The organism is Streptomyces sp. NPDC048825, from assembly GCF_043198355.1.
In the GTDB taxonomy this organism is placed as follows: Bacteria; Actinomycetota; Actinomycetes; order Streptomycetales; family Streptomycetaceae; genus Streptomyces; species Streptomyces xiangluensis.
In genome coordinates this window covers 75,081-95,279 of the sequence record NZ_JBICUR010000007.1, presented here as the reverse complement: position 1 = coordinate 95,279, position 20,199 = coordinate 75,081, and the positions used below count along the sequence as shown (strand labels likewise).

At 69.7% G+C, this 20,199-nt stretch carries 15 protein-coding genes and 1 pseudogene; 4 read left to right on the top strand and 12 right to left on the bottom strand.

All coding sequences use genetic code 11. The features are described from left to right. Positions 1-37 precede the first annotated feature (37 nt). Genes ACGFNK_RS18820 through ACGFNK_RS18805 form a run of 4 tightly spaced genes read left to right on the top strand, consistent with a single transcriptional unit; the run spans position 38 to position 5,443 of the window. Complete coding sequence (locus tag ACGFNK_RS18820; protein ID WP_393417166.1) at positions 38-1,279, top strand: glycosyltransferase; 1,242 nt, start codon at positions 38-40, stop codon at positions 1,277-1,279. Continuing rightward, positions 1,276-3,204, top strand: a complete 1,929-nt coding sequence (locus ACGFNK_RS18815; protein WP_393417164.1) for an ArnT family glycosyltransferase — start codon at positions 1,276-1,278, stop codon at positions 3,202-3,204. Before ACGFNK_RS18820 ends, ACGFNK_RS18815 begins: the two co-directional genes overlap by 4 nt. 47 nt (positions 3,205-3,251) lie before the next feature. Next, the gene (locus tag ACGFNK_RS18810; RefSeq protein ID WP_393417162.1) at positions 3,252-3,971 is read left to right on the top strand and encodes a response regulator transcription factor; all 720 of its coding nucleotides are present in this window, start codon (positions 3,252-3,254) and stop codon (positions 3,969-3,971) included. Next, positions 3,968-5,443 carry a sensor histidine kinase gene (locus ACGFNK_RS18805; protein ID WP_393417160.1) on the top strand — a complete coding sequence of 492 codons (1,476 nt, stop codon included), beginning with the start codon at positions 3,968-3,970 and terminating at the stop codon, positions 5,441-5,443. Before ACGFNK_RS18810 ends, ACGFNK_RS18805 begins: the two co-directional genes overlap by 4 nt. On the opposite strand, the pseudogene ACGFNK_RS18800 reads toward ACGFNK_RS18805, so the two are convergent. The 12 genes and pseudogenes from ACGFNK_RS18800 to ACGFNK_RS18745 all read right to left on the bottom strand — a co-directional run bounded on the left by ACGFNK_RS18800 (position 5,440) and on the right by ACGFNK_RS18745 (position 20,137). Next, a pseudogene (locus ACGFNK_RS18800) lies at positions 5,440-6,556 on the bottom strand (PP2C family protein-serine/threonine phosphatase). The gene ACGFNK_RS18805 and the pseudogene ACGFNK_RS18800 sit on opposite strands and share 4 nt — an antisense overlap. Before the next feature lie 156 nt (positions 6,557-6,712). Further along, complete coding sequence (locus ACGFNK_RS18795; protein ID WP_393417158.1) at positions 6,713-7,381, bottom strand: response regulator; 669 nt, start codon at positions 7,379-7,381, stop codon at positions 6,713-6,715. Beyond that, positions 7,378-8,739, bottom strand: coding sequence for a sensor histidine kinase (locus ACGFNK_RS18790; protein WP_393417156.1), 1,362 nt, complete (start codon positions 8,737-8,739; stop codon positions 7,378-7,380). The genes ACGFNK_RS18795 and ACGFNK_RS18790 overlap by 4 nt, the downstream gene beginning before the upstream one ends. A gap of 26 nt (positions 8,740-8,765) precedes the next feature. Beyond that, the gene (locus tag ACGFNK_RS18785; protein WP_393417154.1) at positions 8,766-9,599 is read right to left on the bottom strand and encodes an ABC transporter permease; all 834 of its coding nucleotides are present in this window, start codon (positions 9,597-9,599) and stop codon (positions 8,766-8,768) included. Beyond that, positions 9,599-10,537: an ABC transporter ATP-binding protein gene (locus ACGFNK_RS18780; protein ID WP_393417152.1), complete on the bottom strand. Its 939-nt coding sequence runs from the start codon at positions 10,535-10,537 to the stop codon at positions 9,599-9,601. Before ACGFNK_RS18780 ends, ACGFNK_RS18785 begins: the two co-directional genes overlap by 1 nt. Before the next feature lie 243 nt (positions 10,538-10,780). Continuing rightward, the gene (locus ACGFNK_RS18775; protein ID WP_393417150.1) at positions 10,781-12,898 is read right to left on the bottom strand and encodes a glycosyltransferase; all 2,118 of its coding nucleotides are present in this window, start codon (positions 12,896-12,898) and stop codon (positions 10,781-10,783) included. After that, positions 12,895-13,746 carry a DUF998 domain-containing protein gene (locus ACGFNK_RS18770; RefSeq protein WP_393417148.1) on the bottom strand — a complete coding sequence of 284 codons (852 nt, stop codon included), beginning with the start codon at positions 13,744-13,746 and terminating at the stop codon, positions 12,895-12,897. The genes ACGFNK_RS18775 and ACGFNK_RS18770 overlap by 4 nt, the downstream gene beginning before the upstream one ends. Positions 13,747-14,010: 264 nt before the next feature. Further along, positions 14,011-16,227, bottom strand: a complete 2,217-nt coding sequence (locus ACGFNK_RS18765) for an MMPL family transporter (protein WP_393417146.1) — start codon at positions 16,225-16,227, stop codon at positions 14,011-14,013. A gap of 5 nt (positions 16,228-16,232) precedes the next feature. Then, positions 16,233-16,448 carry a hypothetical protein gene (locus ACGFNK_RS18760; protein WP_393417144.1) on the bottom strand — a complete coding sequence of 72 codons (216 nt, stop codon included), beginning with the start codon at positions 16,446-16,448 and terminating at the stop codon, positions 16,233-16,235. Positions 16,449-17,168: 720 nt separating this feature from the next. After that, positions 17,169-17,837 carry a response regulator gene (locus ACGFNK_RS18755; RefSeq protein WP_393417142.1) on the bottom strand — a complete coding sequence of 223 codons (669 nt, stop codon included), beginning with the start codon at positions 17,835-17,837 and terminating at the stop codon, positions 17,169-17,171. Then, positions 17,812-18,993: a sensor histidine kinase gene (locus tag ACGFNK_RS18750; protein ID WP_393417140.1), complete on the bottom strand. Its 1,182-nt coding sequence runs from the start codon at positions 18,991-18,993 to the stop codon at positions 17,812-17,814. The genes ACGFNK_RS18755 and ACGFNK_RS18750 overlap by 26 nt, the downstream gene beginning before the upstream one ends. A gap of 592 nt (positions 18,994-19,585) precedes the next feature. Continuing rightward, positions 19,586-20,137: a MarR family winged helix-turn-helix transcriptional regulator gene (locus tag ACGFNK_RS18745; RefSeq protein ID WP_393417676.1), complete on the bottom strand. Its 552-nt coding sequence runs from the start codon at positions 20,135-20,137 to the stop codon at positions 19,586-19,588. Between the last annotated feature and the right edge of the window lie 62 nt (positions 20,138-20,199).

Here is a 20,199-nt window from a genome sequence, read left to right as displayed (position 1 = left end):
CAGGCTGCTTGCGGGTACGCCTGGCACACCTGTTGTCATGACTGGCACCCCTGCCCCGGCGACACCGCCGGACCTGACCGGTGCGACCAAGACCGCCACGGTCGACGTCGTGATCCCGGTGTACAACGAGGAACGCGCGCTGCGCGGCTGCGTGGACGTCCTGATGTCGTATTTGGGCGAACAGTTGCCGTTCGAGTGGACCATCACCATCGTCGACAACGCCAGCACCGACGCCACCCTGGCGATCGCCAACGAGCTGACCGAAGCATCGGATCAGGTCCGTGTGCTGCATCTCGACGAGAAGGGCCGTGGCCGGGCCCTGCGCACCGCGTGGCAATGGAGCGACGCCGACGTGGTGGCCTATATGGACGTCGACCTGTCGACCGGCCTCGACGCGTTGCTGCCCCTGGTGGCTCCGCTGGTCAACGGCCATTCGGACGTCTCGATCGGCTCGCGGCTTGCCCCGAGCGCGAGGACCGTACGCGGCCCGAAGCGTGAGCTGATCTCCCGGGGTTACAACGCGCTCATCCGGCTCAGCCACGGCGCGAAGTTCTCCGACGCCCAGTGCGGTTTCAAGGCCGCGCGCACGGACGTGATCCGTCCGCTGCTCGGCCACATCAAGGACGACAACTGGTTCTTCGACACCGAACTGCTGCTGTTGGCCGAGCACAATGGACTGCGGGTGCACGAGGTGCCGGTCGACTGGGTCGAGGACATCGACACCCGGGTCAGTATCGGATCGACCGCGCTTGAGGACATTCGGGGCCTGACCCGGGTGGCGAGGGCGAAAGCCGCCGGCACGGCAAGAGTCGCCGACCTGCCACGGCGTCCGGAACCCCAAGCGGCCCACCCGGACGCGGTGTTGTCGCGACGGGATCCGGGGCTGGTCTGGCAACTGCTGTCGTTCGGCGTGATCGGTCTCGTGTCCACCGCGGTCACCCTGCTGCTCTACGCACTCTTGCGGCCGGCGATGCACCCGTTGGCAGCCAACCTGCTGGCGCTCGTGGTCACCACGATCTTCAACACCGAGGCCAACCGGCGGTTCACGTTTCTCGGCTCTCGTGGCTCGTCCGGCAGAGCGCACCTGCAAGGACTCATCGTCTTCGGCCTCTACTACGCGTTCACATCGACCGCGCTGCTCGTCCTGCACTCGGCAGTGGCCGAACCCTCGCGTCTCCTCGAGCTGGTCGTGCTGCTCGGCGCGTCCGTGCTCGGCACGGCCGGCCGGTTCGTCCTGCTGCGCGGCTGGGTCTTCAAACACAAAAAGGGAAACGTATGACCACCGCCGATACCGGCCAAGCCCAACAGACGCAGCAGGCAGTGCCCGGCGAACCGCCGCAGCAACGTCTCCCACACTGGCCGCGGTACGCGCTCACCGCGATCCTCGTCCTGGGGACGGTGCTGTACGGCTGGGTGATGTGGACCGACAGCTGGGGCAACACGTACTACACGGCCGCGGCCAAGTCGATGTCGTCGAGCTTCACGAACTTCCTGTTCGGTTCGTTCGACCCGGCCGGTGTGGTCACGATCGACAAACCGCCGCTGTCGTTGTGGCCGCAGGTGGTCTCGGTGAAGATCTTCGGCTTCCACCACTGGTCCGTGCTCCTGCCGCAGGTGGTCGAAGGTGTCGCGGCGATCTTCCTGCTGCACCGGACGGCCCGGATGTGGGCGGGCGAGAAGGCCGCGCTGATTGCCGCGCTGGTCCTCACGCTCACGCCGATCACGGTGGCGACCACCCGCACGAACAACACCGACACCATGCTCGTCCTCACGCTCGTCGCGGCGGCCTACACCTTCACCCGCGCGATGAAAGCGCTGGACCCCCGTACAAGGACGAAGTGGCTGCTGCTCACGGCGTTCCTGCTCGGGTGCGGCTTCCTGGCGAAGATGGCGGCCGCGTACATCGTCATTCCTGCCTTCTTCGCCGCGTACCTGGCCGGCAGCAAGGCGCACTGGCGCCGTCAGGCGCTCGACCTTGCCGGTGCGGCCGTTGTGCTCCTTGCGAGTTCACTGTGGTGGGTCGCGGCAGTCGGCCTGTGGCCGGGCAAGAAGCCGTACATCGGCGGCAGCACCGACGGCACGGTCCTGGATCTGGTACTGGGCTACAACGGGCTCGGCCGCGTGTTCGGCGGTGAAGGGAACGGCAACGGCGGGGCACCGGCGGGCGGAGGTGGCCCCGGCGGACCCGGCGGCGCGAGTTTCGGCGGCCCGGGCGGCACGAGTTTCGGCGGTTCGTCCGGCACGGGCCGGATGTTCGGCGAGGCGGTCGGCGGGCAGATCAGCTGGCTGCTGCCGTTGGCGCTGATCGCGGTGGCATCCGCGACGGTGTTCGGCTTCCGGCGGCTGCGCCGGTCCGCACCGGTGGACACCGCGAACCGGGCGGGCTGGGTGCTGTGGGGCGGGTGGCTCCTGGTGAGCGCCGTCGTGTTCAGCAACCAGAAGGGCGTCTTCCACCCGTACTACACCACCCTCATGGCACCCGCGATCGGCGCACTCGTCGGCGTAGGCACCGTGTGGGCGCTCCAGAAGTACCGGGAGAGCGAGGGACTGGCACGGTTCGCGTTGCCCGCCAGTGTCGCGGTGACGGCGGGGTGGGCCTGGGTGCTCGTCTCCCGGAACACCTCATGGCACGGCTGGCTGCGGTACGCGGTGGTGATCGTCGCGCTGGTCGCGATCCTGTCCCTGGTGCTGCGCAAGGTCCCGGGGCTGGGACTCGGGCTCGGGGTCGGCGCGGTACTCCTCGCACCCGCCGTGTGGTCCGGTGCCGCTGCGGCCTCCACCACAGCCATCGCGAGCCTGCCGGCCGCGGGGCCGACGGTCGACACCATGCCGGCCGGCTGGGACAGCGCGGAACTCACCGCGGACCAGCGCAAGATTCTGGACTACGCCACGTCGAATGCGTCCGGAGAAGCGATCACCCTGGCCGTCGAGGGCGGCTCCCAGGCCGCGGGGGTGTACATCGTCGGCAGCGACGCGACGGTGGTCGGCATGGGCGGGTTCGACGGCAAGGACCCGGTGCCGTCGTTGGACCAGTTGTCCACCTGGGTGCGTGAGGGCCGGTTGCGGTTCGTGCTCACCGGCGGCGGGATGATGCAGATGGACGAGAAGACGGTCATCGAGCGGTCCAGGTGGGTCGAGCGGAACTGCAAGCCCGTGCTCAAGGCGGGCGAGGCCGGAACCCTGCACGAGTGCGCGGGCGCCTGAATCCCCGTTCTCAGGAAGTTCCCAGGTTCGTCGTCGATGCTGGTCAAGTGGACCAGCAGCAGCGTGGCGAGGCGACCGTCCTCGTAGTGGACGACGAACCGAACATCCTGGAGCTGTTGTCGGCAGCGCTCCGGCTCAGCGGGTTCACCGTGCACGCGGCGAACTGCGGAGCCGAAGCGCTGGCCACGGCCCGGCGCGTACGGCCGGACATCGTCGTTCTGGACGTGATGCTGCCTGACACCGACGGCTTCAGCCTCGCCCGCAGCCTCCGTACGGTGCATGACGGGGTGCCGGTCCTCTTCCTGACCGCACGGGGTGCCGTGGAGGACCGGATCGCGGGCCTGACAGCCGGCGGCGACGACTACGTGGCCAAGCCGTTCAGTCTGGAGGAGGTGGTGTTGCGGCTGTGGGCGATCCTGCGACGGACGGGCAGCGGCACCGACGTCCCGCAGGACGACGGCACCTTCCGGTACGCCGATCTCGTGCTCGACGAGGGCGCCCACGAGGTCCACCGGGCCGGCCGTCTTGTCCGGCTGTCGCCCACTGAGTTCAACCTGCTGCGGTACCTGATGGTCAACGCTGAGCGGGTGGTCAGCAAACCGCAGATCCTCGACCGGGTGTGGAGCTATGAGTTCGGCGGGGACGGCCGGATCGTCGAGTCGTACATCAGCTACCTGCGCCGCAAGATCGACTCGGTGGAACCGCCGCTGATCCACACGATCCGGGGCATCGGCTACTCGCTGCGGCTGCCCAGGGAAGAGCAATGAGCAAGAAGGCGATGAGCAAGATCCGGTGGCGCAGGCCGTGGACCCTACGGGCGCGCCTGGTCATGGCGTTGCTCGTGCTGGCTGCACTCGGCCTTGGGACCATCGGGGCCGCGAGCGTCGTGCTGATCCGCAAGTCGATGATCGCGCGGATGGACGACCAGCTCAGGGTCCTCGTGCAGCAAGTGGACGGCCGCCCGGGACAGCTGAAGCCGTCGCCGGAGGACCGGCGCAACTCCAGCGGTCTGCCCACAGAGTTCGCGCTCAAGGTGCTCTACGGCAACGGGAAGACGCAGCTGTCCGCCCAGCCGGCCGGGGTGGGGCCCGCCCTACCGCTGATCAACTCGACCACCGTCGATCGGTACGACGAGCGCCCGTTCACGGTTGCCGACCAGCAGGGCGGTGGCGACTGGCGCGTCGTGGTGTCCAAGCGGACGATGCCCGATGGGCCGCGGATCATCGTGGCCGCGCAGTCGACGGAGACCGCCGAGGCGACCGTGACGCAGTTGATCTGGATCGAGGTCGGGGTCGGGATCGCTCTGCTGCTCGTCCTCGGCGGGGTCGGGTTCCTGCTGGTCCTGCTGGGACTGCGGCCCTTGACCAAGATCGAGAGGACCGCGGAGGACATCGCCGGCGGCCACCTCGATCTGCGGCTCGCGGCGGACCCCCATACCGAGGTCGGCCGGCTCGGTGGCGCGCTGAACACCATGGTCGACAGGCTCTCCTCCGCGCTGCGCCAACGGGAACGGTCAGAGACGCGGCTGCGCAGGTTCGTGGCGGACGCCTCACACGAACTGTGCACCCCGCTGACGTCGATCCGTGGCTTCGCCGAGCTGAACCGCTGCGGCGGTGCGCCGGACCGGGCCGATGTGGACCGGCTGATGGGCCGGATCGAGGGCGAGGCGATCCGGATGGGCCGCCTGGTGGACGACTTGCTGCTGCTGGCCCGCCTCGACCAGGAACGTGCCCTGGACCTGGCCGAGTTGGACGTCCGCTCGCTCGTCGACGACGCCGTGCACGACGCCCGTGTCCGCGACCCGGAGCGGCCGCTGATCCTGGAAAGCGCCGAGAAACCGATCCGGGTCACGGTGGACGAACACCGGATACGGCAGGTGATCACGAACCTCGTCGGCAACGCCCTGGCCCACACCCCGCCCGGCACGCCGGTGCACATCCGCGTAGGCATGCCCGTCACACGGCCAGAACCTCCCGTGGCCGTGGCGGGAAGTCCGGAATCGTACGGCCGTGTCGTCCTGGAAGTGATCGACCAAGGGCCCGGCGTTCCACTGGAGTCCGCGCCGAACATCTTCGACCGGTTCTACCGGGTCGACGAGGCCCGCTCCCGTACACGCGGCGGCACCGGGCTCGGCCTGGCCATCACCGCCGCGATCCTGGAGGCCCACGGAGGCCGCGTCGAACTCAGGACGGTGCCCGGCGAAGGCGCTTGCTTCACCGTGCTGCTCCCCTTGGCCTAGAGGCGACGTGGCGAGCGGCGGACGGTCAGGTTGGCGACGTCGTCGTGCGGGGCTGCGTTGCCGGTGAAGGCTCGGGCATCGTGGTGGAGAGCCTGGGCAGGTCGCTCGGGGGAAGGCCGACGCGACACGCGAGGCGTTCGTCGACGGGGTAGAACGTGCCGTCCGCCGCACGGGTCTCGGTCAGCCCGTCGGTGCTGAGCAGCAGGGTCGCGCCGGGTGGGAAGGCGAACCAGTCGGCGGTGGCGGGTTCGGTCGCGAGCGCGGCGAGTCCGAGGGGGACTCCGGTGTCCAGCGGCGGCGTGGTCTGGGTGTCGGAGTCACGCAGTTGCGGCGGTACGTGACCGCAGTTGATGGCCTGCACCTCGTTGTGGGTGTCGATGTTGAGGATGAGGACGGTGACGAACCGCTCGTCGTCGCCGGTCTGTGCCACGTAGGAGTTGTGCCGTACGACGGAGGCGTCGAGGGCGTCGACGAGCGCGGTCAGGGTGGTTCGCGATGGGCGGCCTCAGGGAAGCTTCCGATGACGGCGAACGCGGCGCCCACCGCGGCCAGTCCTTTGCCCTGGATGTCACCGGTGAGGACGCGGGTTCCCCAGGCGGATTCGACGACGTCGTAGATGTCGCCGCCCACAAGGCGGTCTTCCTGCACCGGTTCGTAGACACCGTCCACCAGGACGTCATCGGTGAGCAGCGGCAGTGGGCGCAGGATCTGCCGCTGCATGGTCACGGCTGCGGAGTGCAGCCGCAGCATCGCGCGCTCGCTGTGGATGCGGCGGTGGCAGGCGTAGAGCGATGCCGCGACCAGGCAGACGGTGAGCACCAGCAGCAGTACGTGGTCGGCCAGTGTCACCTGGCCGCCCACCAGGAACGCGATGGGGCCAAGGAATGCGGTCTCTGCGCAGACCAACGCTGTTTGGCGCATGGTGCACAGCGCGGCCGCAGCTGCGGGCATGAACACCAAGAGCCCGACCAGCGCCATGACCGAGTCGGCCAGCGACCCGATTGCCGTCACCAGCAGCGTTACGGTGACCATGCCGACCAGCAGCTGGCCGGTCGTCAGAGGCTCGATGGCTTCGCGGGAGCGGCCGGAGAGCTGATGGCGAGTGCGGGACATACGATCTCCGGGTCGGGCAGTGAACTTGCGCATTCTCAGGCGGATCCCGCCGCGCCGGGATCCAACTCGCCGGGCCAACCGGGGGATACCGCGAAGCCGGGGTGGCACCGGCCCTCGGCGCTGCGATGGCGCCGCCGCAGAGCAGAGGCGCCCCAGCTACGGCTGTGCCCGGACCAGTCCCGCGTCGTAGGCGATGATCACTGCTTGGATGCGGTCCCTGGCTCCGATCTTGGCGAGGACCCGGCCGACGTGCTTCTTCACCGTGGATTCGGTGAGGACGAGCCGTTCGGCGATCTCTGTGTTGTTCCAGCCTCGGCCGATGGCGATGAGCACTTCCCGCTCACGGCCGCTGAGGGTGGCCAGCCGGGGGTCCTCGGTGGCAGGGGTGCTGGTGGGGGCGAGGACCTGATGGGCGTAGGCGTCAAGGAGGCGCCGGGTCAGGCGGGGGGCCACGACAGCGTCGCCGGTGGCGACTGCGTGGATGCCGGCCACGATCTCCTCGGGGCGGGCGTCCTTGAGCAGGAAGCCGCTGGCTCCGGCGCGCAGTCCGTCGTGGGCGTACTCGTCGAGGTCGAAGGTGGTCACGATGAGGATGCGGGTCCGGCCGCCGGCGGCGGTGATCCGGCGGGTTGCCTCCAGGCCGTCCATGCCGGGCATGCGGATGTCCATCAGGACGACGTCGGGGCGCAGTTCCGCTGCCATGCGGACGGCCTCCGCGCCGTGTTCGGCCTCGCCGACGCAGGTCAGTTCGGGGGTGCCCTCGATGAGCATGCGGAAGCCCATGCGTTGCAGGGGCTGGTCGTCCGCGATCAGCACGGTGGTCATGGTGGCGGTTCTTCTCCTGGTGCCGGCGGGGCGGGCTCGTCGGATGTGCGGAGTACGACGTCGACGATCCAGCCGGGCCGGTCGTCGCGCGGGCCGATGGTGGCGGTGCCGCCGTACAGGGCGGCCCGCTGGCGGATGCCGACCAGGCCGTGCCCGGGATCGTCGGGCTGCGGAGACGGTCGACGTACCCCCGGCGGGGCTCCGGTGTCGGCGATCCGGATCCGGACTTGTCCGGCGTCTGCGGTCACGGCGACGTCGGTGGTGGAGTCGGCACCGGCGTGCTTGAGGGTGTTGGTCAGGGCTTCCTGGACGATGCGGTAGACGGTCAGCTGCACGCTGCTGCCGAGCGTGTCGAGGTTGCCCAGGGTGCGGTAGGTGACGCCCAGTCCTGCGGTTCGGACCCGGGCCAGCAGGGCGTCCAGATCGCGGGTGCCGGGCTGCGGGCTGAGCGGCCGTTCGCCGTGTTTCTCCTCGCGCAGGACGCCCAGGACGCGCCGCAGTTCGCTCATGGCCTGGCGGCCGGTGTCGCCGAGGATGCGAAGGGCCTGTTCGGACTGCTCGCCTATGTTGGCGGCGAGGGTGGCGGCGCCGTCGGCGACACTGATCATGACGGAGAGATTGTGGCCGACGATGTCGTGCATCTCGCGGGCGACGCGGGAACGTTCGGCGGCGACGGTGAGCTGTTCGCGCTGGTCGCGTTCGATCTCCAGGCGTCGGGCGCGGTCTTCCAGCGCGGTCAGATACAGCCGGCGGGTGCGCAGCGTCAGCCCGACTGCGGCAGCCGCGGTGACCGTCCCCAGCTCGAAGAACAGGCTCTGCAGCCAGCGTTCAGCCGGCAGGAGAAGGAGGACCGGAACTGTTTCCTCCGCGATGGCCACGGCGGCGACCCAGCCCAGCAGCCGCAGGGAACCGTAGCGGGCCATGGTGTACAGGGCGATGAACGCGGCGATGCCGGCCGCCACCTGCAGGCCCAGCGCCCCCTGGACGAGGGCGAGCAGGGCGATCAGAAAATACACGGGGGCCGGGGAGCGGCGGCGCCACCACAGCGGCACGATGAGTGCGGCGGACACCACGTACGAGACGGCGGCCGGCAGGTGGTCGCGGCCTTCGGTGTTCCCGAAGGGGCCGTCGCTACCGCCGTCGGAGAGCAGGTCGGTCAGGCCGATCACCGCGACGATCAGCACGACCGCGGTATCGAGCAGCCAGGGATGCCGCTGGTCCAGCTGCTGCAGGCGACGCTGGCGGCGCAGCAGCCAGTCCAGCAGGGGATGTCCCCAGCCCGCCTCGGGCCCAAGGGGCGGCGAGGGTGCCGCTCCTTGGACCCGGTCCGCGGCGATGGCCGCGCGGTGCGGACTCATGGGTCCGATGGTCTCCACTTCGCTGCTCAGGCATCGGTCCGCTTCAGCCGGATGGCCGCCGCGGCGAGTGCGAGGGCCACCCAGCCGGCGAAGACCGCGAATCCGGCACCGGGCGAGAGGGAGTCGGCCGACCGGTGCAGGGAGAACATGGCCTCTCCAGCCGTGCTGGGGAAGTACGGCTCGAGCGCGTCGGCCAGCGAGTCGGGCAGCAGCGAGGTCAGATTGGGCAGGATCAGCAGGATGCCGAGCAGGGAGGCGATACCCCCGGCAGAAGAGCGCAGCAGCGCGCCCAGAGCCACACCGAACACCGCCACGAGAGCCAGGTAGACCCCGGCACCGAGCAGGCTGCGCAGCACACCGTCATCCCCCAGCGACAGGGAGATCTTCTCGCCGTCCAGGCCGATCGCGCCCAGCTGGAATGCCACCAGTGCGCCGATCGTGGTGAGGACCAGCACCAGCAGCGCCACCACGGCACTCTTGGAGAACAGCACCGGCAGCCGCCGGGGGACCGCGGCGAGCGTGGAGCGGATCATGCCCGTGCTGTATTCGCCCGCGAACAGCAGCACTCCGAGCGAGCCCACGATCAGCGACACGAACGGTGAGCCCATCAGCGCCAGGCTGACCGCGTCGGTGGAGCCGTCGGACATGGACGGGCCGGAGTCCGCTCCCGTGGGAGGGCTGTATGTGAAGGCAGCGATTGACCCGAAGACGAGCAGCACGACCACGGAGGCAGTCAGGGTGATCCAGCTGGAGCGCAACGACCAGAACTTGGCCCACTCCGAGCGCAGTACCCCGCGGGGCGTCACCTTGCGCACCGGCGTCGCGGCGGCAGGTGCCACGGAAAGAGAGGAGGTAGTCATCATGCCGCCTTTCGGTCAGTGTCCGCGTTGTCGGCGGGTGCGCTGTGGTACTCCACGGCGTCGCGGGTGAGGTCCATGAAGGCCGTCTCCAGGGAGACGGCCTGCGGGGTCAGCTCATACAGCGGCACCCCGTGCGAGGCGGCGACCATTCCGATCTCCCGGGCGGTGCGCCCGGAGATCACCAATTCCTCGGCGGAGTCGGAGGTGATCACCACATCCGGGCCTTCCAGCAGCGGGCGCAGCCGCGCCGCCTGGTCGGTGACGACCTTCACGCCACCTCCGCCGGCCGTCTGCGTGAAGTCGTCCAGCGTGGTGTCCGCGAGTAGCCGTCCGCGGCCGACGACGACCAAGTGGTCGGCGATCAGCGCCATCTCGCTCATCAGGTGGGAGGAGAGCATCACCGCCCGGCCTTCGTCGGCCAGCCCGCGAAGAAGGTTGCGCACCCACAGCACGCCCTCCGGGTCCAGGCCGTTGACCGGCTCGTCCAGCATGAGGATGTCCGGATCGCCAAGGAGCGCTGCGGCAATGCCGAGCCGCTGCCCCATGCCGAGAGAGAAGGCACCCACCCGCTTGCCCGCCACACTGGTCAGCCCGGCCAGCTCGATCACCTCGTCCACCCGGCGGCGCGCGATGCCGTGCGTGTGTGCCAGCGCCATCAGATGGCCGCGCGCGCTGCGCCCCGGGTGGACGGACTTTGCCTCGAGCAGAGTGCCGATCTCGTACAGCGGCGCCGGGTGCTTCGCGTAGGCGCGCCCCTTGATGGTGACCGAGCCCGCGGTAGGGGCGTCCAGGCCGACGATCATGCGCATGGTCGTCGACTTGCCTGCGCCGTTGGGGCCGAGGAATCCGGTCACCTCACCAGGTTTGACGGTGAAGCTCAGACGATCCACGGCCGCCTTGTCGCCGTAGCGCTTGGTCAGCTCTCGCGCTTCGATCACCGAGGTCACTCCTTCTCGCTTCGCTACCGGTCACGAAAGGGCCGTGACCTCTGCTTTCGAAACTACGGGCGGGAAAGGCCGAATCACTGGGACCGCGGGCGACACTTCGAGGGCCCACTGGTACCTCAGTACCAGTGGGCCACCGTCAGCAGGAGAACGACCGTCGTCGGGTGACTACCCCGAGGGTGCCCGGTGGCCACGACGAAGAGCGGCGGCGGCAGTACAGCCCTCCTCGGTTCCTCATCAACGATCAGAACCGCGCTGCGTATCCATGCGGGTCCGGGGGAGCGGTGGCAGGGAGGCGGGCGTGGGAAGGCCGCGCAGGACTCGCGCCGCCTGCTCATAGAGACCCTCGAAAGCGGTCAGAGTATGGGTGATGTCGTGCTCGGCGATGAGGGTGCGGCTTGCCTCGCCCATCCGCACCCGCTCCTCGGCATCTGCCAGGACAGAGGCGAGAGCTGCGGTCAGGGCCGGGATGTCACCGGGAGGATAGAGCTGGCCGTTATGCCCGTGATGCACCAGGTGGGGCAGTGCCATAGCAGCGGCGGCAACCACTGGCTTGCCGGCGGCCATGGCCTCCATGGTGACCAGGCTCTGCAATTCGGCCGTGCCTGGCATACAAAACACATCACAGCGGGCGTACGCCTCGAGAACCTCCTGGTCGCCGGCCAGCCCGTGAAAGGTGACCCGGTCGGTGATGCACAGCTTGCGGGTCAGGGTCTGCAGCTCGGTGCGGCAGGAGCCGTCACCGACGATCTCAGCCTGGACCCTGTGATGAGCGGGTAGCAGTGCCACGGCGCGCAGCAGCTCATGCACGTTCTTCTTCGCATCCAGCCTCCCCACGAACAACACCCGCAGAGTGTCATCGGACTTGGGCCTGGTGGGCTGGGCGAACCGGGCGAGATCCAGACCGCACGACACCGCCAGCGCAGTGAGGCCCAGCTCACGCTCTGGCAGCAGGCGCGCGGCGCGGGGGGTGGGAGCGGTGACGATCTGCGCGTGGCGAAAGACACGCGCCAGATCACGCCAGGCCCATGCGCAGGCGGATGCGGCGAGTCTGCCGGGCAAGCGGGTGAAGCCGATCAGGTTCTCCGGCATGAAGTGGTTGGTGGCCACGACCGGGGTCCCCTGGGCGCGGGCAGCGGAGATCACGGTGCGGCCCACGGACAAGTGCGACTGCGCATGGACTACGTCGGGCGCCAGCTCGTTCAGGAGCTCGGTGACCCGTGTGCGGATCTGCCAGCGCAGACAGACCCGGAAGACGGGATAGAACGGAGTGCGGTGCGAGACAAGCCGGTGCACGGTCACACCATCGGCCGTGACCTCCCGGGCACCGGCATGCGGCGCGGGGCAGATGACATGGACATCGTGGCCCCGGCCGGCAAGACCTGAAGTCAGGCGGTGGGCGAAGTTCGCGGCGCCGTTCACGTCCGGTGGGTAGGTATCCGCGGCGATGACGATGCGTCGTCGGGGAGGAAAGGACATGCGGGGCTCCTGAGCAGGAGGGTGGGCAACTGGCGCGGGAGGGGCGTGAGGGGGGACAGCGGCGTGCAGGTCACGGGAGAGGGCGATCACACCGGCCACCGCCAAGGCGGCGCAGGCCAGTGCCGACCCGGCTATCGACGCCGTCAGCGCGGGGGCCTCCCCCAGCAGTGCGACACCGATCACGACGGCGACCATCGGATCGGTGATGGTGACGCTCGCCGTGGTGGTTTCCGGCGGCCCGTCGGCATAGGCACGCTGCAGCAGCCCGAACCCGGTGAGGACCGCCGCAATGGCACCGGCGAGCGTGCCGAGCAGGCCGAAGGTCAGGCCCTTGTCGAAGTAGTGCTCGATCGCGGCCCGGCCCAGAACCGACGCGTAACCGTAGGTGGCGCCCGCGCCCACGCTCAGCACCAGACACCGGCCCCGCCCGCCGAGCACCCTCGCGGCCAGATGGCAGGTGAGCGCTACGGCACCGACCGCCACCCCAGCCTGGATCTGCGCGACGGTGGTGATCGGGGTGGGCACGGTGTGCGCGGCGGCGAGCACCGCGAAGGCACCGGCCCCGACAACGATCGCCACCAAGGCACCAGCGACGCGCGGGCCCGGCCACGTGCCCCGCATCCTGAGCCGCCAGGCAACGCTCCCCGCGATCCCCAGCACCCCGGCCGGCTGCACCACCGTCACTGGCGCCAGCTGCAGCGCGGCGACCTGGAGCCCTGCCCCCGTGGCGATCAGAGCGAGACCGGCGAGCCAGCGGGGTTCACGGCACGCGGAGGCCAGCGGCAGCGAACCTGCGCACGCGCTGTGCTGCAGCCGCGCCCCCTCGGCGAAGAGCCAGGAGTTCAGCACCGCCAGTGTGATCGCGAGCCAGGTCACGTGCGTGCCTGACCGACTCGTACCGTGCCGGCGAGTGTGCACAGCACGCCCAGCTCCAAGGCGAGGGGCACCCGCTCGGCAAGACCATGCCGGTTGCCGATCGAGCGGGCAGCTGGGATAGCCGGGGCCTGGGCGCACACATGCGTGCCCAGGAACACCGCACCGGCCGCGGTGCTTGCCCAGGACATCACCCGCAGCGCGCGGGCCGTTGACTTCAAGGCAGGCAGGCGACCTGTCCGCCGCGCGACGAGCAGCCCGGCAGACGGCAGCGCCGCTACCGCGACGGCACAGGCACAGCGGTGCACCACGCCGTCCACCGTGGGGGGACTGTCGATCGGGTCGGTCCTGAAGGCGGCACACAGCGCAAGTCCAGCGCACCACGTCCCCAGCAGCGCCGTCGGCGCAATCCCCACAGGGAACCGGGAACGCACCACCGAGGCGAGGAGCGACATCGATGCAACCGACAAGCACGCCACAGTGGCGGTAAAGACCTTGTTGGCATCCTCGTCGAGTGCGTAGTCGCTCACCGTTTGCCGGACAGCGTCGACTCTCTTGGCCCAACCCACATGCAAGGCAGCGGCGCCGACCAGAGAAGCGGCCACCTCCGCCTGGGTGGTGGCCGCGAGAGCGCGGGGCACGTGTCGTCCGTCGATGGGCACCACCACAGCCGCACCACCCCGTGGCGTGTGCGAGCCGATTCGTGCAGCCACGGCGTGCGAGCCGGGCACAACTGCATCGTGTCGCGCGGGGCCGCCACGGTCGCGGAACTGCTCGAGCGGCAGTGGGCGCAACAGCCAGGGGGCGATGACCTTGGCGATGGTGGTGATGTGTCGGCCTGTGATAGCCATACGCGACCGTCCTCCTGTGATGGGCGCCTGGTGCAGGGCACGCTCCGCGTGACACGTGATCGCATACGAGCGCGACGGCGGGGAGCTCGCCCGACGACGCTGCCGCTCTTACCCCGATGCCCGGGGGCGCCGGGAGCGGCGCCCGGTTTCAGCTGTGCACAATTGCGTCCACGCGCTGAGCTCGGGCGGGTGTCCAGCCGAGCCCAGCGCGTGGCCCTGGCGCCGCATGATCAGCGTGCAGCGGCGATCAGCGGAACCTCCCGATCAAGGAGCGGCGATCTCCTTGGCCGCTGGTGGGCTGTCGGCAGGGGCTTCGAGTGTCACCTTGGGCAGCCATCGGGCGAGAGGGGCGGGCAGCCACCAGGCCCACTTGCCCATCAGCTGCATGAGGGCCGGGACCATCAGGCAGCGGATGACCAGCGCGTCCATCAGGATCGCCACCGCGAGGCCCAGGCCGAACTGTTGGAGCATCCGGTCGGCGCTCAGCATGAAGGCACCGAACACCACGATCATGATGGCGCCTGCCGCCGTGATCACCTTGCCGGTGGAGGCCAGTCCTTCCCGTACCGCGAGGGAATGGTCCTTCGTGTGTTCCCACTCCTCGTGCATTCGCCCGACGAGGAACACCTCGTAGTCCATGGAGAGCCCGAACACGATCGCGAAGATCAGCACGGGGAGGAAGGCTTCGATCGGGCCCGGCTGCACCCCGAACAAACCGTGCTGGAACACCATGGTCATGGCGCCGAGCGCGGCGGCGATCGAGATCAGGTTCAGCAGCGCTGCCTTGAGGGGGATCAGGATCGACCGGAAGACCATCATCAGGAGCAGGGAGGACAGCCCGACCACGACGGCGATGAAGAGCGGCATCCGCTTGGAGACGGTCTCCGAGAAGTCCTGGGAGCCTGCGACGGCGCCGCCGACCAGGACATTGGCACCGGTGTCCTGCTCGAGTTTCGGGGCCACGTCCTCGCGCAGGTGGTGTACCAGGTCGGCAGTGCCCTTGGCCTGCGGTGCCGTCGTCGGGTACACGAACACAGTGGACAGGGCACCGTCCTTGGAGGGCACCGCGGGGCTGGCCGCGGCCACCCCCTCGGTCTTGGCCAGTGCGGACGACACGGTCTTGCCGGCTGCCGCGTCTCCTTGCGCGAGGACGATCAGCGGACCGTTGAAGCCCGGGCCGAAGCCCTCGGCGAGCAGGTCGTACGCCTGCCGGGACGTCGTGGCCTTCGGATCGTTGCCCGCGTCGGCGAAGCCGAGCCGCATACCCAGAGCCGGTGCGGACAGCGCCAGCAGGACGATGGTGGCGGCCACCAGAGCCGGCAACGGCCGACGCTGTACCGCCGAGGCCAGGGCCCTCCAACGGCGGCCTTCGGCCTTGCCCTTGGCCTCGCTCTTGGCCGCATGCTTGAGCACATGGCGCTGGATGCGCTTGCCGAAGATCGCAAGCAGTGCGGGCAGCAGGACCAGCGAGGCGGCCATGGTGGTCAGCACGGTCAGCGCCAGGGAAAGGGCCACCCCCTGCAGCGAGCCGAGGCCGAGCGCGACCAGCCCCAGCAGGGCGATGATCACGGTGCAGCCGGCGAAGAACACCGTACGGCCGGCGGCGTCCAGGGCCTTGCGGCCGGCCTCGGCCGGCTCGGCACCGTCGGTGAGTTCCTGCCGGTAGCGGTAGAAGATCAGCAAGGCATAGTCGATGCCGACGCCGAGCCCGACGAGCATCGTGATGGGCGGCGTGAAATCGGCAATGGTGAAGACATGCGAGGCAAGAACGATCAGACCGAGGGCCGAGCCGACCGCGAAGAGAGCGGTGATCAGCGGCACGGCGGCCGCGACCAGGGAGCCGAAGAGCAGCCCGAGGATGATCACAGCGGCCGCGATGCCGGCCAGTTCCGCGGTCGGGGCTTCCTTCTCCTGGGCGCCGCGCGCGGCCTCGCCACCGAGCTCGACCTGAAGACTGCCTGACTCGACGGCCTGGGCGGTTTCGATGATCTTGGCGACGTCCTCCTTCGGCACGGCCTCGGCCTTGCCGTCGAGCGTGACGGTGGCGTAGCCGATCGTGCCGTCCTTGGACACGGCAGCGGCGTCGACGTAGGGACTGCGTACCTCGGCGACGCCCGGCAGCTGCTCGACCGTGGCCAGCATCTTCTCCACGGCGGCCTTGGGCTGGTCGATGCCGCGGGTGTCCTTGAGGACGATCTCGACACTGTCCCCGGCCTGGCTCGAACCGTGCTTCGTGAACAGGTCGGTGGCCCTCTGCGAGTCGGTGCCCGGCAGCGCGAAGTTGTTCTTGTACGCGGCGCCGGCGGCCGTCGAGCCCAACGTGACGGCGGCCAGGACGGCCACCCAGAGCAGCAGGGCGGCCCAGCGGTGACGCTGTGCCCAGCCGGCCAGGGCGCCGAACCGGCCGACGCGCGCTTTAGCTCGCCGGCCGGGTGGTGCAGGCGGGGCAACGGGCGCGGGTGCGCCGCGGTTGGGAGACATGGTGACTACCTCGGATTCGAGCGTGAGTTGCCGGGCATGAGGAACGCGCCCACCACGGCGCCGCACAGGGCAGGTACGCCGATCGCCAGGCCTGCGAACAGGCCGTCGATCTCCAAGGCCAGGGCCCCGGCGGCCGAGACCAGCAGAATGCCGGCGGCAGCTCCGACGAGAGCGCCGACGAGCGCAGTCGTGACCCGTCCGGAAGAGTGGGGTGCGTTCATGCCTTTGATCGTGCACGCGCGACCAGGCCGAAATCGTCAGTCCCGGGACGACACCAGGCGTACCCCAGCGGATGTAAGCGACGCGGTACCCCAGAGGTAGGACGGTGCCCACGGGCGGACGGTCAATCGGGTCAGGCCAGGCTCACCAGCCCGGATTGGCGGGGGAAGATCACTGGCTGGTCCGGTGTCGTCTCGGCTGCTGACCTGGGCGGGGCGGGCCCGGATGGTCGAGGCGTCCGGGAACTTCGGCTGAAGCATGCTCGGCAGCCGGCTCGCCGGCAGTGAGCTCCCCACGGCCATGTGGGGGCAGTCCGCAGGTGGCGCGGGCTGGATTCGCTGGACGCCTGCTGTCTGCAGCGCGCGGTCAGCGCGTCATCGCAGGGCGTCCGCCGGAAGAGCGCCGTCAGACTGCAGCTCCGGTGACTGATGCGGGGAGCGGCGTACGGCAAGGACCGCGACCCGGGCGGAAGAAACGCCTGACCACGCTGCAGCGGCGACCCCGGTCACGCCGACACTCCGGGGCCGCCGGCATGCAGCCGGCCTCCGTGGCCTGTCCGAGGAGGGGGTGCGTTCATGCCCTTGGTGGTGCACGCGCGACGCGGTTGAATCGTCAGTCTCGGGATGACACAGGGCATACCCCAGTGGGTATACGTAAGCGGTACCCCGGGGGCAGTACGACGCCTGCGGGCCCGCGGCCAGCCAGGTGAGGACCCGGCCTGCCTAGTCCTCCAGCCAGCCGGGGCTGACCATTCCCGACTCGTACGCCAGCACCACGACCTGTGACCTGTCCCGTGCCCCCAGCTTCGTCAGGATGCGGCTGACGTGCGTCTTCGCCGTCGACATTTGCAGCACCAGCCGCTCGGCGATCTCGTCGTTCGTCAGCCCCGCGGCCACCAGCCCCATGACCTCGCGCTCCCGGTCGGTGAGCACATCGAGCCGGGGATCCGGCCGTGGGCGTTTCACCCGGGTCGCGAACTCGGCGATGAGCCGCCGGGTGACCGAGGGACTGATCAAGGCATCGCCCCGGTCGGCGACCCGCACCGCGTGCAGCAGTTCCTCCGGCTCGGTGTCCTTCACCAGAAATCCGGTCGCCCCGGCGCGCAGCGCCCCGTACACGTAGTCGTCCAGATCGAAGGTCGTCAGGATGACCACCTTCACTGCCGCCAGCTGCGCATCCCCCGTGATCACCTGCGTGGCTTCCAGACCGTCCATCCCCGGCATCCGGATGTCCATCAGGACTACGTCCGGCTTCAGCTCGCGACAGGCTGAGACCGCGGCTTGCCCGTCCGCGGCCTCCCCCACCACCTCGATGTCGTCCTCGTCGTCCAGGACCGACCGGAACCCGGCCCTCACCAGCCAGTGGTCATCCGCCAGCAGGACCCTGATCATCGGCTGCTCCGCTCCATCGCTCTCCTGTGATCCCGTACGGTAGCCGGGCCCGCACCGCGAACCCGCTTTCCGGCCGGGGGCCCGCGGCCAGCTCGCCCCCCAGTGCCCGCGCCCGCTCCTTCATCCCGGCAATGCCACTGCCGCCGCCCGGCCTGGCCGGGCGGGCTGCCGGACCCCGGCCGTCGTCCTCGACGGCCACAGTCAGCTCCCGATCCCCGTAGGCGAGCCGGATCATGACATGTCCGGCGCCGCTGTGCCGGACCGCATTGGTCAACGACTCCTGCACGATCCGGTACGCGGCCAGGTCGACTTGGGCAGGCAACGCGCGCTCAGCCCCAGTCCGCTCGATCCGCACCGTGAGCCCCGCGAGCTTCGCCGAGGCCACCAGCGCGTCCGCCCGGGCCAGACCCGGCGCGGGTGCCCTGGGCGCATCCTCGTCAACCCGGCGGAGCACCTCGAGGGTGGCCCGCAGTTCCTGCAAGGTCTCCCGACTGCCCGCCTTGATGGCGCTCAGCGCCGCCTCGGCCTGCGCAGGGTCCTTCTTCAGCCGGTGCAGGGCCGCACCCGACTGCACGTTGATCATCGAAATGTTGTGCCCGATCACATCGTGCAACTCGCGGGCGATGCGCAGCCGCTCCTCGGTGGCCCGCAGCCGCGCCTCCTCCTCTGCGTACGCCACGCGACCGTGCCGCACGCTGCCGAGGGCCACGACGGCAACCAGCCAGCCGCTGAGCATGAACACCGCCGTACCGGTGACATCGCTGTTGGGCATGAGGGCGCCCACGCCGACGCCGATCACCATCGCCGACGCAATGGCGACGGCCAACTGCATCCGGCCCTGGGCCGCGATGGCGTACAGCGCCACGATCGGGACCAGGACCAACGGCCCGTCGACGGTACTGAGCACGTAGTAGCACCCGGTGGCCAGCGCCGTGAACCAGCCCACCGTCGCCGGGCACCGGCGCCGGAACAACAGCGCGCCGCACACCGCGAAGATCAGCAGCCAGGACACGATCAGCGAGGGCATCGAGCCCTCGCCGCTGTGCAGCCGCTGCCCCTCGGCGATCGCCACCAACGCGAACGTCCCCATAGCCAGTGCGGCGTCGGCTCGGGCGCCACGAGGTAGCCGGAAACGGGTCTGGGTGAGAGGCGGCACGAGTCCATTCTGCCCGTGATGCTGATCAAAGGGGGACACCCGGGTGGGCAGGCAAAGGGCGCTGAACACGATCTGAGCGGCGACCCGCAGGCAGCCGTCCGCACCAACGGATCTGAGGCTGCGCGGTCCTTGCGGCTCGCATCCTGCACCTTGATGCCGGAATGCCAACCTCGGTGCAGGTGGACAACGCGTGGAGCGCCACGTCGGTCTCCGACGAGCCACGCGAAGTCGGGCGGTTCACCCTGAAGTTCAAACGCCCTCACGGCGTCCGCGCTGCCGCCGGAGGGCACGCCCGCGTTCCTGCAACAACTCATGCGAGAGATCGCCAAATGACCCACGCCCGTACCCCCATGGCCCCCGAGTTCACCGGCGCCGGAGCGCGCTGGTTCAAGTCGTTGTACTCGGACGGCGCCTCCCTCAACTGCGTTGAGGGAGGCGGGATTTGCAAGGGTTTCGGCACCGACCTGTGGCCTGGATGTAGCTTCGCCGGCCTGCGCCGCCGCCGCGTTACGTGACGACGGGGAGCAGTACGCCAGGAGCGCAGACGTACGAGGTCTTCGGCGGGGGCACGGGCCGCCCTGCAGTACGCCTGTCACTCCTCGCCGACATGGGAGATGCGGTCGCCGCCGAGCCGACGCTGAACATCCTGGAGCAGCACCTGGAGCAGCTCGGTGAGCTGGCTCTGCTGCTCGCCCGTCAGGCCGTCGATCAGCTCGGCCTCCCGGCCCAGAACGTGGTCGACGGTGGTCTCGACCAGGTCGTGTCCGGCCTGGGTCAGGCAGACCAGGACCGTGCGCGGCCGCCCTTGTCCGGGCCGGCGGGTGACGAGCCCGTCGCTTTCGGCGCGGGCGACGCGCTGCGAGATGGCGCCCGCGGTGACCAGTGACCGCCGGCCGAGTTCGCGTGTGCTCAGCGTGTACGGCTTGCCGCTCCGCCGCAGAACACTCAGCAGGTCGAGGGTCGCGGCATCGACCCCGGCCCGCGCGAGGACCCGCCGCCGGTCGTCGCCGAGCAGCTTCGCCAGCCGCCAGATGGGCGTGACGATCCCGATCGAGGCGACGGGCGTGCCGGGCCGCTCGCGCTCCCAGGAGGCCGCGATGTCCTGCACGGGGTACGTGGACGCGCCGTCCGTCGGGTAGCTCATGCTCTTCGGCGTGAGGGGTTCACTTGCCATGCCGGCCCTCTCCAATGTTACGTTTAGCTCTA